The following is an 18,001-nucleotide window of genomic DNA, read 5'->3' as shown; positions in this document are numbered from 1 at the left end:
AGCTTCATATGCCTCATCGCATAACAGCATAGGATAATTCTGCCCCGTAATGCCATCACAGCACTACAGGGCAGAATTGAATCTCACTTAAGGTGTTTCCCGAGTCCAGGCTCCGTTTTCGTCAACCTGGTATCCATCTGGTGTCATCTCATTTATGTACAGAGACCCCAATGGACGGCCATTCTGATTCGTATATTCCCATCGTTTCGATCCCTCATTAAACGTCCAGGTCTTCTGCTGGCTATCAGCGGTTAGATAATACCATATTCCGTCAATCTTCTGCCAACCCATCAGCATAACTCCGGTAAACGGACTCAAATAATACCATCTGCCATCGTCATCATCATAGTGCCATCCCTTTGTCATTCGGCCAAACCAGCCATCGTGTACATTGGACAGGAAATACCAGTTATCTGTATCCTGGTCCAAAAACCAGCCACTGTCCATAATACCCTCACGGTCAAAATGATAGGTGGCAATCTGGCTGCTTCCATTATAATTGTATCGTATATTGGCCCAGCTGTCTTTGATACGTGTTCCACTGTTTAATACAAAGGCCCACTTATGGTTAGTCTGATCAACATTATTCCATATGCCCTCGGTGCCATCTAAATACGTACGGTAACTGTTTTCTGCGCCATCACTGCCCGGTCCATGTCCTCCGCCGGAAAAACCTTTTGAACCGCCTGAGCCACCGGCACCGCCGGAACCACCAGAACCGCCGGAACCACCAGAACCACCAGAACCGCCAGAACCGCCGGAACCACCAGAACCACCAGAACCGCCAGAACCACCAGAACCACCAGAACCGCCACTGCTAATACTGTCTACCAGTGCTTTCAGTGTATCAAAGGCACTTTCCAGGTCGTCAACTGAAGGTCTGGGCAGACGGTTCAGCACTTCAACAGCCTCATCCACAGCCTCAGTAAGGGCATCTCTGTCTTCTGCGCTTACAGACCCATTATTCTTCAGGGCATTGGCGATATTAATCTCCTCCTGCAGCCTTTCTTTTGCTTCCTGCCATTGGGTATCGTCTTCAGGTTCATAGACAGCATACAGTTTCAAATCTCTTGTCACAGGATCTGAAGTATCATACATCCCTCCTCCAGACTGACGTTTCGACAGGCCTGTAAACTCATACGCTATGCCTGTAACGGAATCCGTATAGCCTTCATGAATATCTAAATCCATATAGTCTTCCGTATCATCCAAAGACCTGCCATCCCTTACCTTAAATGTATGGACCTGCCCCTTTCCGGTATCTATAATGGTCACTTCATACGCTTTATAATAACTAAATACCAGAGTATCACCGATATTAGCTTCAAAGGCAAAGCTTCCAGTAAAGTCTTCATTTTCATTCGGGTCAGGTGTCATCAGGACTTCTTCACAGGTCGTATCACCATCAGCCTCTCCAAAATCAATTTTCCATAACCTGTATTCCAGATTTCCCAAAAGACTGGTGTCTATTTTTCCAAACACTTTAATCGCTGGAGTCAGATTTGCGTCCTCCACCAGTGGTTTATTGGTTCCATCCACCTTTCGCGTAAGTCCGATATCCAGACTCCATGGTGTCTTAACGCTCTCCCCGTCATCCACTTCCTGCCTCACAGCTTCCGAAGCAGATGCCACCGGTGCATGTCGGTCAAACTTAACTGTATAAGCTATCCGCTGCCCGTTTGAAAGCGCTGTGCTATCCTCATCGTTATCCACCAGTTCTTCCTTTAATTCCTGAAGCGCTTCCTCTGACTTGTCCAGGGCAAATATCCCGTTTTTGGGTGAATAATCCACTGTTGCGTTGGATGCAGTCGCTACCGGAGACGGTTCATACATGGCCTGTAGGATTACATCTCCCGCTGTCATTTCCACGGTCTGATTTTTTCTGGTCAGGTATGACATATGCAGATTACCAATCTGTACTTCCCATTGTTTAAATGCCTGTCCAGCAGGATTCATATCCTCCGCAGATATCCTGATCTGGTCCCCTGCCTTTACCAGGACTTCATCTGCATGTTCTTCCACATCCAGCGCTTCCCCGTTTCTTGTCACCGATTCCACATAACCTCCGTTCAGCAAACGGAAGGTATAAACACGGTCCTGCTGCGAAGTGCCTGTTACCATTATCTGGCTTCCGTTTATCATACGGTCTGAAGGCGCATCGCCGTTATCTGCCTGTTTGGCCACGATGGTATAGGATACATTGGGTTCAAGTCCTGCAAGTTCCGCTGTCCGCGGACTGCCGGACGGGCTTACCCATCCGTCTTCGTTCCCATCCTGACTGACCACATTTCCATCCATATCAAGAACCGCATACACAGTATTTTCTCCTGCCGGGCGGATAACAATCTTCCTTAGTCCCTCTGTCGTATCATCCGCGGTGGAATAATTCCCTCCAATAGCAGGTACCATGACACGGGCTGGCTGACTTATTAAGGATGGATCCACTGAATCTGTCAGTATGTCTCCAACAACAGGAGCTGCGCTTTCCGCCATCTCATACACGTAGTAGCTGTCACAGGGCGGCAGTTGTTCAAAGCAGCCGCTGCCAAGCTGTTCCCCTGTCATTACTGCCAAAAGCCGTCCGTCACTGTCCGTCAGGGCATATTTACGCGCCTCATTTGCTCCGCTTATCTCAATCTTACCCATACCGTCATTTCCTATCGTTCCAGTTCCATCTGGAATGCACAGGATTCCATCATCTCCTCCCACAGGTGTAAAGCGTGCCCTGTAAGTCTGATCCGCCAGAATCGTCATATTCGGGTCTGTAACCTGATTCCCGTTTTCATCAAACCAGCCAGCAAACATATAGTTACTGTCCGGTGTGGTCTGGGGCAGGGAAATCTGAGACCACAGAGTCCCTTTCGGCACATGCATGGAATTGGTTCCTGAAATAGAGCCGCGGCTTCCGCTTTCAAATCTTATATCACACCATTGTCCCGGATCTTCCACAAAATCCGCGTAAAGTTTAAGGTCACCGGTCAGTTCAATATCTCCGGTCAACACGGTTCCTACTTTACCTGTACCGGAAGCATTGGCTTTATACCAGCCGTTAAACATATAGTGCTGTTCAGGAGATGGCGTGATTCCCTCTGTGATTGTATCAATGGAGTGGGTACCAAGCCGTAAGGAACGTGGGCTGCTGTCTCCTGACAAGCTTCCATGTTCGCTGTTGTAATAGTTTATCCTGGCCCAATGTGCTGTATCATTCAGATCTTCATTATAGGTAATCGTAACAGTGCCGCCTGTAAAGTCTGTTTTAAAACTCAGCGTGGCTGCTGTCTGGTCCATACTGATATCGGTAAATGTTCCATTCCATCCAATGTTAGGCGGATACGTATACCCGGCTTTTCGCTCTACATTTACCGTCACTGTTTCATTCGGAGACACCTCCCTTGTTTCCGGCTCAGCCAGCACATTGTTATGGTTGTCTATCCGGTTAATGGTTACATGGGTTACATAGGAAGGGTCAATCTCGTAAGTATATACCACGGTTACCGGCTGATTGGGCATCTTTCCGGTAAAGTTCTTTTGGGCATCAAATGTGCATCCTGCTGTCTGCGCCGAATATATCCCTCTTCCCGACAAATCATCTATATCCCCGCTGCCTGTTTTTATCTGAGCGCCGGTAAGGGTATAAGCCGTAATCTGTGCCGGTGCGGCAGAAACCTGCGACTCCGCGGAATAGAGATAGCTTTCCGGGGTACGGATCGCACGGCCACTCCCATCTGCATATTCTACACGCAGGGCAAATTTCTTTGAACTGTCAGGCTCATATCTGTATGCCACAGTCAAGTCATCATTGGGCATATTTCCGCGGACAGACCGGGTAGACTCATTAATGGTCGCGGCCTCCCCCAGCGTCCCATGGCCTGAGGCGTCATCAAAACGGCGCGTTTTGTTGTTCTTAATAATCACAGAAGATACCTTATAGCCCGGTATATCCCGTTTGTAGGTAGCGGATACTGCTGTATTGGCCGTCACCTGGGTTGTCCAGCTTCCGTCATCAAAAAACTTATATATCTGGCTGTCATCCGCTCCGGGCCATGCATTCGGGTCTTCTCCATTCATGTTTCCATTTCTGTCCTCATTCAGGTCCCGGTAATGCATGACTGTAAAATCAAACTGACTGGACGCATCACCATTCCAGCGTGCCTCATATGCCGTGGTTGAATTGTAAGGAAACGCAAAGGGCAGATACAGTATCTTATTACCATCTGCATTATACCAGCCGTCAAAGGTATATCCCGGCCAACTCAAATCCGCGTCAAATGTAGGCAGCACCGGCCTGTCACCAGAACCCAGATTTTCCACGGCAATTCCATTGAAATCACTTGCTTCAGCCAGTGGATGACCAGCCCGTCCGGTAGCATACGTAATCCGGTTTCCATCTCTGGGAACATTCATATAGTTTGAATGTGATAAATCCGGGCCCTCCTTGGGATCAAACCGAATGACTGCCGGATCCCCGTAATTCAATGCATACGCCGGCGCCGGAGGCGCGGCCATGGTGATCACCATGGCCGCGGCTAAGACACGGGCCAGATATGCCTTAATCTTATTTGTTCGTTTCATAAAACCTCCTGCTATTGTAAAGCTCCATCAGCGCCTACCTGATAACCGTCCGGTGTCTTCTCGTTGCTGTACATGGAGCCAAGCGGCCTTTCCTGATTCTGCATAAACACCCATTTCCCGGTGCTGCGGTCATATGAGTATGTCTGTGCCGTATTCTGAGGTGTAAAGAAATACCATTTTCCTTCAATTTCCTTCCATCCCATTACCATCTGGCCTGTAATCAAATCCAGGTAATACCAATGCTTATCTATCTCATCATAATGCCATCCTGTCTTCATCTTTCCCAGCCAGCCGTCTTTTTTCGCATTACAGTAATACCAGTTCATATGCTCGTCCCTGAACCAGCCATAATCCATGAGTCCGCTGGCATTAAAGTGATACCAGCCATTTCGATTCACATCACCGTTGGCATAATCAAGTTTGGCCCATATGCTGGTGAGACGGATTCCTCCGTTGAGTACAAAAGCCCATTTATCACTCTCTGGGTCAACCAGCTCCCAGTTTCCATTGGTGCCTACCACATAACTCTTACTGGTTTCCGCAACATAAGGCGCCGGAGTTGTGACTGGCCCGCCTGTGCCGGCAGACCTGGAACTGCCACCGCCTCCTTTCGAGCCACCTTTGCTTCCTCCCGAACCGCTTCCTGAACCGCCATGGCTTCCGCTTCCCCAGCCGTCTCCGCCGGATGTACCTCCGCTGTTTCCTCCACTCTGGATTTTGTCATAATGATCATACCGGTCTTCCAGAATCTTATCGAAAGGTTTGCAGGCTTCCTCCAAACGGTTCAAGGCCTCCAAAAGTTCATCAAGAGTTGCCCGGGGGCCCGTTCTGTCGAATACATCCATAGCTTCTTCTATGGCTTCCCTTATCTTTTCCGTCTCCTTCAGCGTCAGGAAGTAATCGTCTGATTTTTCGATTGCAGCTTCGATTGCATCCTCCATCTGTTTTCTGGCATCATTCACTTCACCGCTGTTATCATCGTAAAACGCATATACATACGTCTTCCTCTTGATTTCCTTGTCCGGGTCAAATTCCTTTAGCCGGTCTTCCCGGTAACTCCAGCCAATATAATTAAATTCAACCCCCTCATTATCAATAAATGAATCGATTGGTGTCTCCACTTGGCTGTATTCAAAGGAATAGTCTCCACTATTCGGTGTCTCACCCCGGCGCACTTTAAAATAATAGCGGTACTTTGGTTCTTCTTTATTATTGATAAAATAAATCCTGTATGCCCTGGAATAGATGAGCACATATCTCATTCCGGCCTGAGCCGTAAATGTAAACAAACCGCCGGTCTCTTCCGGATCATCAGACATAGTAACCGGATCAATGATCAGCTCCCCATCATCATCCTCGGAAATAGCAAACAGCTGATAGTCCATCATGTCTACATCTTCTTTATCCAGTTGCACATATGTATTAAATGTTGCTTCTGATGGCGAAGCTACCCCTACTCTCCGCCCGTTCACATACCGTTCAATATCTACATTCAATCCCCAGGCTCCATGGTACGCTTCTTCATGGTCACTGTCATAATAAGACGAACGTTTAATTGCATTGGATTCAGTCGCCTTTACCACATTCTTTTTATATACTACTTTATAGGTCACATCTGCATGGTTCACATCCATAAGGGTCCGGTCTGCGTCTGTGGTAAGCTCCTCCTCCAGGTTTTCAATTTCATTGGGGTCCAGAGCCATCTCATGCTTATTACCTCCCCGTACTTCATCCGTCACCGTTGCATTGCTGGGTGTCGCTGACGCACGCTCATAATAAGCTGTCATAACCACGTTGGAATCCGGCATCGTAAATGTCACATCCTGACGGCGTATGGTTTCTGTCATTCCCGGAACTGCCCCGATTGTCACCTTCCAGTACAGGAAATTCTGTCCATTTCCATCGGTTTCTTCCGCGTGAAGCACCACTTCATCGCCTTTATGGACCTCATCATATCTGGGGATATCTAATTCTACTCCATCAACAGAGTGGACCTGGCCATTAATCGCCTCCACTATATAGTTGGGAATATCCAGTTCGCCGCCCGGATCTGTGCTGATGTGAGTCCCGTCTTCCAATTTGCTTTCCGCAGTGATGCCGGATGACCCATGAGGCCTTGCCACTACCACATATTCCTCATTGTAATCCAGTCCGGAGAAGGTCAGGCTTGCCGGTTGGCTGCCGCCAGCTGACTGCCAGCCCCCATCTCCCGTCTCAGGAGTTGTGACCGCATTTCCGTCCTTATCTAAAATAGCATAGTCGGAATCCGCATCCGCCGGCTTAATCACGAAAACAGTCTTCCCCTCATGTTCCTCATCGTAAAGAACCTGGTAATTGGTCTCCACTACCGGGACCAGAACCTCAGTGGCACTGCTCATAATTCCAGTCACACTGTTTATGGGCCGCCCGGTCTGTGCCTGTGTCGTACCTGTTGCTTCATATATTAAATACCGCGTACCAGGATACAGGTCTTCAAAATATACCCGTCCTGATATATTCCCGAGTACCACATCTATTATATTGCCTTCCATGTCCGTAATAATATACTGATATCCCTGGGTTGTCCCATAGACTGTAATCCTGCCTTTTCCCTGCGTATCAATACCTGCTGATGCATCCGGTGCTTTCACATCCGTGCCGAATATGGCCGGGTCCGGATAGAACCGTATGGTATAGGTATTTCCATTCACAAGTCTGCTCTCATCTTCCACAGGCATTCCGCCATCATACCAACCGTCTACCAGATAATTGACCTCCGGTGTATAGGCGGGCAGATTTCCCGTGATGTCGGCCCAGGTACGGTCATATTGGATATGGAGATTTACGTTTTCCCCCGCATCTATGGTTCCATGCTCTCCTGCTGTAAAATGAATATCAACCCATTGGTCAGGATCTTCCGCAAAGTATGCAGTCACAGTAGCCGAACCTGTAAACCGGCTGTCGGCTGAAAGCAGCTCCTCACTATTATCCTTGATTCCGTTTCCATTCTGGTCGATAAACCAGCCTTCAAAACGGTAATAGATGTCTGCAGCCGTTTCAGGAACCAGTCTCTTTTCCAGTATGTCATTCCATGTATAGCTTCCCGAGGTGCCTTCTACGGTTCCGTCATTTATCAGTACGGAAGTTTTATAAACTCCTCCAGTCATAGAGATTACATCCGGTGATGTATTGCTTCCCCGGCTCAGGCTTCCATGTTCTCCTGCCCGGTAAATCAAATCCGCCCATTTTGACGGGTCTCTGTCATAACGATAGGTGACAGCCAAACGGTCATTTGGCATAGTTCCAGTAAAATTATGGCTGCTGTCAAAGGTTCCTGCAGATGCAGGTACCGAGCGTTCATCCTGGAACACATAACCATACATATTTTTAAATTCAGCGGTCACAGGCGTATCCGCTGTTACATTTTGGATGTCCGATCCTGTAATGTTTCTCAGCCTTTCATCCTGCGTGCCATTATCCAAATAATGAATCTTATACTCATAGCCCTCTTCCGTGGCTTCATATAGGTACGTTATCTCAACCGGCTGGTTCGGCATGGTTCCCGTAAACCTTCCATTGCTGTCAAAACCGCCCTGGACAGCACTTACTAGATGCCCGTCCGTATCATCTGCAGTATTTCCCGCTGTGATGCTGCCTGACAGGTACCGGAAGCCATAAACATCCACCGGAGCCGCTGCAATCGTATCTTCCGGGAAAACATCCTGTATGTCAGCTGTATGGACAACCGTACCATTAGCAGTCACGTATTTAACTGTAAATGCGGATTTCGCATTTGGATTGCTGCGGTCTACCTGATAACCATATTTCACGGCCGCATCCTGCCCTGGCATCTTCCCCGAGAAATCACCGGTACTTCCATTAAAGGTTCCAAACGGAACGGCCCCGTTCCCATCACCGTAATTGTAGACGGCCGGGTTCGTGGAGGAATTTGCCAAACTCCAGGTATAGCCGTGGATGTTCTTCTTCCCTGAATGAACCTCTGCCTCCACGCTGTAGGCATCCTCGGCCGTGGTCGACTGGAACACGATGGAACCGTCCGCATTGACATAGTCAACCGTATAATCAAACTTCACATTACTGTCCGGTGAGAAAATTGCATAATAAGTAACCGGATCCTCCGGGAATTCTGATGGCAATCCGCTTATGAGATTTGGATTCGTCCTGTCATTCACCGTGCTCCATCCCACAAACTGATAGCCGTAGCGGCTGATATTAGGCAGCAGCGCATTGACGCTTTCTCCAACAGAACCGGTCAGAGCCTGAGGCTCCGGCGTCCCTCCATTGGCTTCAAATACAATGGAACCGCTGTTTCTGGTATATTCATACGTGATAACAACATCCTGGCCCGGCATGGTTCCCGTTACCTTGCCAAAATCTGCAACACCGGCATCTGCCTGGGCGCTCAGAGTGCCACCTGTCCCCTGGTCAATGGTTACACCTGTAAGGCCGTATCCAGTAATGGCGGCGGGCGCGTTCACCTCAACCGCATCTCCTCCCGCATATGACAGCGGGGCGCTTGCCGGCGCACCATTCACAGTTCCGCCTGTGGCAGAATCCCGGTATACAAAGGACACCGTATATCCATTCCGCTTTAATACTGCATTCCGCCCATTGCCAAGAATTTCCGTTCCCGCGCTTACATACACACCGGAATTTCCCGCCTCTTGGTCTGCTTTAAAATTATCCGCAAAGGGGCAGGAGCCTGCAGCCCCCGGATAACTACTTGACGGCACAGCTATCTTTACTTCCTGACTAGGCTGGGATGATATCCCTCCCGGTGATGCCAGAGGAAGCTGCTCTGCTGTAACGCCTATCTGGGACGTGTCCAAATCGCTCATAGCTGTTATATATTTATCCTGAGCCAGATATACGTTTGCCTTCTTCCCGGACGGAGTTGTGTTGTCCGATATCTGATTCCGGTTTCTGATTTCAAATGCACCTGACCCATTGTAATAAACAGCTCCCTTTCCAGCAGACACATTTCCGGAAACCGTTCCAAAATTCATGGACAGTCCCGCGCTTCCCGTTACATTTACCGCACTTCCCTGGCTAGACTCACTGCCGCTGCAGTTAGTAATTACCGCGCCGCTGTTAATCTCCAGCTTTCCGGATGAAGCGGATATCAGGGGATCCTGACTTTCCGCATTGTTTCCGTCCAGGACAATGTCAGTAAACTTTAAAGTGGGGCCTGATACGTTAAACAGCGGACCCGTATACCCGGATGCGCGCGTCAGGGTTTTAATATAATCACCATCCTCATTCATAGGATGACCCTCATGGTCATAATCCGTACTGGCAATGGTAATATCCTTTTGGCTGTTTCCCGACACATCAATGGCGGACGAAATATCCGAATAATCCATTACATAAATATATCCCTTATTATTTCCGATTTTATTAAGCGCATATTCAATGGTTTTAAAAGGACTGCTGTAGGTTCCTTCTGCGTTGGAAGAATCCTGACCGTACTGGTCCGATACATAGTAGGAGGTATCTCTGATGGCAAATGCAACCCTCCTGTGAACCGTCTCATATGGATGAAGCTGGAACTCCCACGAATAGGCCATTCCCGAATCAGTGCTGCTTACCACATCATTGGAACTCTCATTAAATACATTGCTTCCCCAGGAATTGTAATGACCAATCCACCTGGTATCAGGAGGCGTCACCCCAAGGCTACTGTCATTTGTGATACAGTCAAAGGTGGTTTTGACATGCTGGTTGACCATGTGAAAACCCCGGTCATTTTTATATACCGTTGCATAGTCATCTTCCCGGGTGCCTCCAATCATGACATCGGTTCCGGTTCCCATTTTTATGGTCCTGCCAGTTGAGCCGCCCTGACCATTTTTATCATAGACATAGTAATCAACAAACACATACTTATTATCCGGACTCGGGGATACGGCGATCTTGACCTCTATGCCATAGGTGTCCAGAGACTGTACCCCGCCGTTTGTACTGCCCCCTATCAGCTGTTTGGCATTGGCCCCAACCTGAAACCAGGTTGCATATCCTCCGTTACTGTAAGTTGTTTTAATACCGGCTTGAGCATAATTATGCTGTCCTGCCTGCAAGCCTCTAAGGTCAAAACGCCAGGAATTTCCTCCTCCTCCCTGGCCAGTCACAGAACCATTCTTCCAAGTATATGCCGTTGCTTCGCTGGCCCCCTCTCCCAGGTTTTCATCCAACAACTCCGTGGATGCATAGGAAAGAATACTGGACTGCCCCAAAACAATCCCTGTTATCATGCATATAGCCAGCAGCATGGCGGTCAGACGTTTATAGAAGCTATGAATACCCCTATTCATTTGTTTCATCTCCTTTGTACATTTTTCATCTCCTTTTAAAAATTCAGCCGTTCTTCCTCCGGCAAACCGTCAATGTCAGGCTCCATGCCCGCAGCCGCAATGAGTCCTCCGGCAAAGTGGTCTTCCTTGTTCCCCCTATCATAATGGTAAAATCCGGTTCCTTCCTCTCCTTTTCTCCACCTCGGCTTATCCTCATCCCCGCACCAAGCTACCAAACGGTTTCGAATAATAAGCAGGTAACCTCCCTCCTTATCCTTTACAATCTTCTTTTTTCCTTCAATCACTTTTCCCTTGGTGTCCACCACCTGATAATAGGTATCCGCACCATCTTCTACTTTTACAACCCCGTATCCGTACTCCTCATCCGCTTCCAAACGAAGACCATTGATATAATACATGCCCTCTTTTTTCTGAAGCCGATTTCGGTTACCGAACGCCTTTCCATTGGAGGCAAATCCAAAATGAAAAACCCCATCTTCCAATTCAACCGCTATATCCTTTCCAATCTGCATGGAACCATCATTAAGTTCATCCGGAGAGAACAGATACAGATCTGATTTCTCAATACCATATATAGTTCCTTCAATAAAATCCTCTGAGCTCCAGTCATCCACTTCATAGCGGGCTACAAACTCAGACTTTCCATCGAAGAGGACAAAACCTGTCTGCATCCTGCCAATCCCATCAAAAGCATAGGAACGTCCATTGATTTTACGAATACGGTTCCGATATACCTCGCCTCTTTCATCTGTATGCCACCAACTGCATTCCTGATCATAGTAATCTTCCGTATCCAGATTCTCCGATGGATACATCCAAAACCAACTATCTTTCAGAAGCACGCCACCGTCATAGCCGGAATAATATCGGGCTGAAACATCGCTGCTAGGATTACTCTTATCTGCATTGCTGATACTGGCTACCTTACTCCACCAAGGAATCATAATGCCATTTTCATCAAAACCATACTGGTTGCCATTGATAGTCTTCTGCCTCAGGCGGGTTCCATTACTTTTAACCTTCTTCGAATTGCTGTCAAAAAAAATCCACATCTTATCGTAATCCATGTAGTTTCTCCCCGCAACCTCACTATCAAGGTCAATCCCTCCTATTTTCTCATCTACCTCTTCATAATCCAGCCATTCCCCAGTCAGGAGCCTTCCATCCTCCCTCGCATAGTAAACGCCTTCCACAAAGGGGATCTCTGAATCCTCAATGGGGTTCCCATCCTCGTCAAACCATCCAGACAGCATCTTGCCATTGTCATCAAATATGTAGGTACTGTCTCCTATGTTTCGTTTGAAGCTGTTGTTCTTACGCCGATAACCTTTTCCACTGGCCCCGAAATAGTACCACCCCTCTTCAAATTCTCCATTAGGGCAATTGGAGGAATCCACATAAATCCAGCGGCTCTGTACCCTTCGCCCATCTTCATCTACATAATAATTACAATCCTGATCCATGAAAATGCGATGTTTTAGTATTGCTCCCTCCAATGATAGGTAATACCAATCCCCCTTCGACTGCTTCCAAACCTGTGTCACTGGCTGGTCGTTCTGGTCATAATATCGCCATTCCTCATTTATCTTGGTCCAGCCTTCTGCCGCCTGTACGCTTCCCATTCCCAAAGCAGCTGAAAATCCCACAGACAACGTTAAAGCCATGATTGCTGTCATGCTTTTTCTCATTTCATTCTTTCCTTTCTACTATTGTATCTATATATAAACTGCTGAGGCACCCCACCAGCAGGTAATCTTTCCATTCACAAAACTTCTGCTACATTGACCGCCCCCTATTCTTCCATTGCAGTCCAATTATGGAACTAAATAAACGTTTATTTTCTGCCTGCCGAACCTCACCGCTTCCTCGTGGGTATTGAAATAAATATCTATCACTGTTCCCTTCACTAGCTTTCCAGTATCTTCCACCACATAGATAATATCATTAATTTCCACTTTACTCCCCATAGGAAGCACCTCTGGATCTGCCGCAATTGTATGCCCGGCCTTCGGGATTTTCTCTGCCTTAGTCAATCCACCTTTCAATCCACAGCATTTTTCACAGCCACAGTAACCAGTCACTTCAAAAATCCCTAAGGGCTCTCCCAAATGTTCCTCTCTAGATTTTATTTTAAAAACCGGCAGTATCTGTCTGCCAAACGAAATGGCGTCTGCATGATTGGAGAAATACAGGCATAATGCTTCCCTGGCTCCAGGCGACACCTTGTCTTCCACCCGATATATGTCCGGTCCGATTCTGAGCATGTCACCAATCTCAAACTCATTAAGGTCAGCCGCCACGGTTGTTCCTTGTATCGGAAGTCGTCCAGACCAAGTGACATAGGTGTCTGATCTTCCGATACAGTACTGACAGCCACAGTAGGCCACCACAGCCAATTCCCCTATGTATGCTTCCTGGACTTCATTTTCACCTATTACTGCAAACAATGCATCTCCGTTCCAGTTTCCTGTCTGCAAACTATCTGCCAACTGCAGTGCATCTGCGGCTTCTGCATCGTCCTTGGGTACATATACAGGTGCTGCGTTCTCTGTTACTTTCTCGGAACCTCCCAGCGCCTCTGTGCTCTCCAAAACCACAGTCAACGGCGGTACCTGAATATAATCCTGACCGGATGCCCCTTCCGAAACAAAAAAATAAGTTCTTATTCCCACAACAACCGTCAGACCTGCCACTGTTAGATACCGTATCATTTTTCTTCGAGTCCGCCGCCGTTTTTCCACCCTGCGAAACTCATTCATCTGCTGACGCTTTGGCGAAGCTCTCCTATGGCTGAGTCCTCCATTTTCTACAGAAAAGTCCTGTGCATGGGGCCCTCCTCCATTTTCGCCTCCGGCACCAGTTACCATCGGCCTAGCCCCGTACTCTTGTCCCATGTAATATCGCAATGCTTCCATCCCCCATCAATCCAAACTCGGTTCCAAGCGTGACCCCCGCCGTAGACCTGTTCACAGTCCATACCTACCATTCTGCATAACATCAGATATGCAGAGACGTGACCCCAACACACGGAACGCCCTTCCATTACAGCCTCGTAAACCGTTTTCCTCTTTAGTTCCGTGTCATATTCCACCTGGCTATAGACCCACTCGTAAAAAAATAAGGCTTTCTCTCTTTCAGACATGTAGGCTCCTTCCGCTACAATATCGTAAAGCCTGTCCTCTGTCTGCCTATGCTGTATCACAGCCTGGTGAGGATCATCACACTGCACATAAACAACAGCCCTGTCCCCATTCTCTCCCACCGCCAGCCGGATCTCCTGTTTTCCGAGATATGTGTAGCGATAAAAATAACGGCCCAATGACAAAGCATCCTCCATTGTACCAAAAACAACTCCTGAATCCTTCCATTCTGACAGTTCCTCGCTGTTTTCAATCAGTTCTTACATTTTATCTCCGCAGACCTCATAATCGGGAATTCTGCCGGTCATTTCCTCAGCATGTCTGCCTCTTTTTTCAAGCTCTATATCCTTCATCTGAGTCTGAGCATTCATTCCGCAGGCCGGCAGACTCCATGTAACTGCTAAGCAAAGAAAAAGAATCAACAAACATAGCCCATGAATTCTTTTCATAAATAATTCTCCCTTTACAACAAATTTTCTCTTTTGTTGTAAAGTCACTTCAAAATTCAGTGGAAGGAAGGCGAAAACCTAATAGACAAAGTTTTTTAGAATCTAAAATTTATAGATGCAGGCAATACAAATAGGCCAACCTCGTAAAAAATCAGTTGGCCATTTTATTATGTCGAAAAACATCATAGTTACAATATTTATTAAGAATTTCTGTAGACTTCTTTCAAAATATGTAGTAAAATAATTATGGTTGTATGAATGTTTTTACAACAAAAGAGAAAAATTGTTGTAAAAGTCAAACAATACTTCAAGTTTTTCTAATTGTCTCATATGGTTGCGTCCGCTTTCCATTGTATAAATCCTTGTTGTATTAATATTGCTATGCCCTAATATATCCGCAAGCCTAACCAGGTTTTTTTCCTGTTCATAATAGAGCCTGGCAAACAAATGACGAAAATTATGCGGAAATACCTTATCCCATAATACATCGGCTCCTTCACACAGTTTTTTCATGGTTCTCCATATATTGCTTCTGTCAAGCGCCTTTCCGCTTCTTGTCACAAAAATCATCCCGCTATCAATATGACTTTTCTTTGCGTAATCCAACAACATATAGCACAAACGGGAAGTCAAGAAAACAGTCCTTATTCTCCCTTTGCATTCAACTTCTGCCTTTCCAGCCTTTACCGCTTCTATCGTAATATAGGGAACTTCAGAAACCCGTATTCCCGTAGCGCATATGGTCTGAAGAAGCATAGCCATTCTTTCATCTCCCTTTTTGTATGCAGTTTTTACTAAACGTTCATATTCATCCTTATCTATTTCCCTGTTTTCCGGACAAAATACTCTGCGGCTTACCTTTAAAAATTTAGTCCGGCAATCCTGCCATGCGTTATATGAAAAAAATCCATTCACCGCTGCCAATGCACTATTGACCGTTACCGGAGCCATTCTTTCTCTCAATATCCCCTTCCACATAATTACATCCCTTTTCTCCACACTCTTCCCACTCATGTATTGCATAAACAGCATTAAATAGTACCTGTATTGTTTAATGGTTCCACTGCTTTTTTCGCATCCATAAAGCCATTCACAATATTTACTCACAGATTCCTGAGTAACAATTCTTTTTCTTATCTTTCCGTTTCTTTTCATCTTATTCTACTCCTTCTATCATTTATTAATTGTAAGTATTTATAATGCCCTAATTGTAGATGATTATCCCAACTCTTGAATTATAATCATAGACAAGGTTTTTATGATGAAACGCTTATCGTCCACATGTCAACATGATTTTGGACAGTGCTGTCACCATAGTTGGTAAGTAATAAAATAAGATAAATGCCATGTATATAAAGATACACAATAATTTACTGCCTAAAATTTCTTTGTAAGAACATTATCTGAGAAAAAGTCATCTGAGAAAAAAATCAACATTTTTACATTTCCCAGGATAAAGTCGAAAGCACTTTAATCCTGGAGAATTCATTCACTCGATGAGCATTCACAAAAGAACCCCATATAGTTGGTGCACTGTATGGAAGAATGGTATTATGTTATCTGCCATGAAGGCCTACTGTCAGAAGGAGGAGTTTGAAAGCTGAATCGCGAATGCACAGAGCTATGAGATTAAGCGATTTCAGAACTGTGCCAGGAGCTACCACTCCTGACAAGATAAAATCCTGAATACCTTTGAATACAGGCTACCCCATGGGCCACAGAAGGATTTAACAACAAGATGAAGGTATTAAAATAAAGTAACTACAATAGCCGAAACTTCAAGCGTTTCCGTTCCTAAATATTTCACTGTATATCATAGTAAAAATAATCGGTCATGTGGAGACTTATTTGGCATATCTAAAATCAGTAAATATTGGAACCCTACACAGAAAAGTGCCCCCATCATAGAGCGAGAGCAGGCGCACTTTCATACAAAAATTCATGATTAATTACAGTAAACTTTAGTTATCTAATGCCACTAAACATTTGTGCAAGTTTCTGTACAATTGGTGTTCTGTTTAATGTTCTGATCGTGTCTGACAATCCAAGAATCGGAAAAGCACCGTTTCAGCCATAAAATACTTTTTACGGTAAAACGATGCTTCCGTTTTCAATTAAATATTCACAACACCTTTTCTAATATCCGATGATTTGACAGAATACCATAATCAAACAGGCGGCCCCCACCCAAAACCCCCACAGTTTTCCAAAGAACTTCATCCACCTGTCATAGGGAATTGCCGCGGCCGCGATGAACGGCATCAGAGAACCACCGTGCGGTTGTACGTAACCGCATATTCCATCTCCGAGACGGTAAGACAATACGAGAATCTGCCTGCTGATATCCGAAAGATCCGCCACTGGAGCAAGAATCGGCATAACAACCGCTGCCTGGCCTGTACCTGATGTTACAAACACACTAGCTACCATATTGATGATTAACATAGCGGGAGCTTTCAAAAGAGTGGGCAGGTAATCCATGGTTAAGGTCATTCCCATTACTACAGTATCTAGAATATTGGCTTCATCCATAATCAATGTACAAGCAGCACCAAGTCCCACGATCAGCGCTGCGGATATCATTCCTTTAGCTCCTCTTACAAATTCGGAGGCAATCTTGCTGGGCGAAAATCCGTATACTAGGCCGCTCAAAATTCCCATCCACATAAAGATAATAGCATTTTGCTGTAGGGTCCAACCAAATTTAAGACATCCATATATCAGTACGGCGAAAGAGGCTAGGAATACAATTAACACAAGATAATGTCGTTTTTCTACTTTAGTGTCCATATCATTGACATCAAACTGTTTAATGTCAGGGACTCCGTAGATGGCACTTTTAGTCTGATCCTTCTTACATCTTTCTCCATAACAAATCAGATAAAATACTGTGATAATGTAAAGAACAATGAAGGCTACAATACGCATCGAAATTCCAGAATAAGCGGGCAGCCCTACCAGCCCTTGAGCAACGGCTGTAGTAGCTGCAAAAATACCAGAACTAAAGCCGATTCCAATTCCCAGCATCACAATCGCCACGCCCATAATTGCGTCATATCCGAGCGTGGCCGCCAGCATAACACCGAGTGGTGTAAAACCAATAAACTTGTTTGTGGACTGTGTGATTCCAATGCTAGCAAAAAGAAGCAGGAATAAAGGAATAAACCATTTTTCCTTTCCTGAACAGGCTTTGGAAAGCCGGTTGCAGAATGCATGGAACATGCCGGTTGACAGCAAAACTTCTAGGCCTGCCCCAACAATCAGAATGCCAAATATGATATCAGCCTGCTTTGTGAATGACTTCATAATATAGTTTGGGATCTCCCAGAACGGTACTGGCGTCTTATCAATAAATCCAAATGAATCCGGAATAACTACTTCCTGTCCAGCCGTATTTGTCTCGCGCAGATATTCGCCGGCTGGGATTAGATACGTCATAAACGAAACAAATAGCAAAATAGCAAAAATAACAACATAGCCATGCGGCATTTTAAAAGCCTTTTTCTTTTTTATAGTCTCCATTTCTATC

Annotated in this window: 6 protein-coding genes and 1 pseudogene; all 7 read right to left on the bottom strand. The window is 46.0% G+C overall.

What is annotated here, in order from left to right:
* Window positions 1-87 precede the first annotated feature (87 nt).
* Window positions 88-4,572, bottom strand: a complete 4,485-nt coding sequence (locus M1L66_RS14285) for an InlB B-repeat-containing protein (protein WP_118077280.1) — start codon at window positions 4,570-4,572, stop codon at window positions 88-90.
* 11 nt (window positions 4,573-4,583) lie between these two features.
* Entirely contained in the window at window positions 4,584-10,883 is a 6,300-nt protein-coding gene (locus M1L66_RS14280; protein WP_117634094.1) for an InlB B-repeat-containing protein, read from the bottom strand.
* Between the two features lie 35 nt (window positions 10,884-10,918).
* Complete coding sequence (locus M1L66_RS14275) at window positions 10,919-12,571, bottom strand: cell surface protein (RefSeq protein ID WP_117634093.1); 1,653 nt, start codon at window positions 12,569-12,571, stop codon at window positions 10,919-10,921.
* Between the two features lie 126 nt (window positions 12,572-12,697).
* On the bottom strand, window positions 12,698-13,642 hold the full coding sequence (locus M1L66_RS14270; RefSeq protein ID WP_434694253.1) for a 3D domain-containing protein: 945 nt from the start codon (window positions 13,640-13,642) through the stop codon (window positions 12,698-12,700).
* 47 nt (window positions 13,643-13,689) lie between these two features.
* Window positions 13,690-14,472, bottom strand: a pseudogene (locus M1L66_RS14265) (transglutaminase domain-containing protein).
* Between the two features lie 264 nt (window positions 14,473-14,736).
* Entirely contained in the window at window positions 14,737-15,627 is an 891-nt protein-coding gene (locus M1L66_RS14260; RefSeq protein WP_117634091.1) for a tyrosine-type recombinase/integrase, read from the bottom strand.
* Between the two features lie 981 nt (window positions 15,628-16,608).
* Complete coding sequence (locus tag M1L66_RS14255) at window positions 16,609-17,994, bottom strand: YfcC family protein (protein WP_117634090.1); 1,386 nt, start codon at window positions 17,992-17,994, stop codon at window positions 16,609-16,611.
* Between the last annotated feature and the right edge of the window lie 7 nt (window positions 17,995-18,001).

It is taken from the genome of Hungatella sp. SB206 (genome assembly GCF_051132295.1).
GTDB classification, from domain to species: domain Bacteria; phylum Bacillota; class Clostridia; order Lachnospirales; family Lachnospiraceae; genus Hungatella; species Hungatella effluvii.
The sequence above is the reverse complement of the archived record's forward strand: the minus strand, read 5'-3'. Positions and strand labels throughout refer to the sequence as shown.

What these genes read in the sequence shown, in the direction of transcription:
- M1L66_RS14285 (WP_118077280.1), bottom strand. Translation starts at nt 4,572, where the DNA reads ATGAAACGAACAAATAAGATTAAGGCATATCTGGCCCGTGTCTTAGCC.
- M1L66_RS14280 (WP_117634094.1), bottom strand. Translation starts at nt 10,883, where the DNA reads ATGAATAGGGGTATTCATAGCTTCTATAAACGTCTGACCGCCATGCTG.
- M1L66_RS14275 (WP_117634093.1), bottom strand. Translation starts at nt 12,571, where the DNA reads ATGAGAAAAAGCATGACAGCAATCATGGCTTTAACGTTGTCTGTGGGA.
- M1L66_RS14270 (WP_434694253.1), bottom strand. Translation starts at nt 13,642, where the DNA reads ATGAATGAGTTTCGCAGGGTGGAAAAACGGCGGCGGACTCGAAGAAAA.
- M1L66_RS14260 (WP_117634091.1), bottom strand. Translation starts at nt 15,627, where the DNA reads ATGAAAAGAAACGGAAAGATAAGAAAAAGAATTGTTACTCAGGAATCT.
- M1L66_RS14255 (WP_117634090.1), bottom strand. Translation starts at nt 17,994, where the DNA reads ATGGAGACTATAAAAAAGAAAAAGGCTTTTAAAATGCCGCATGGCTAT.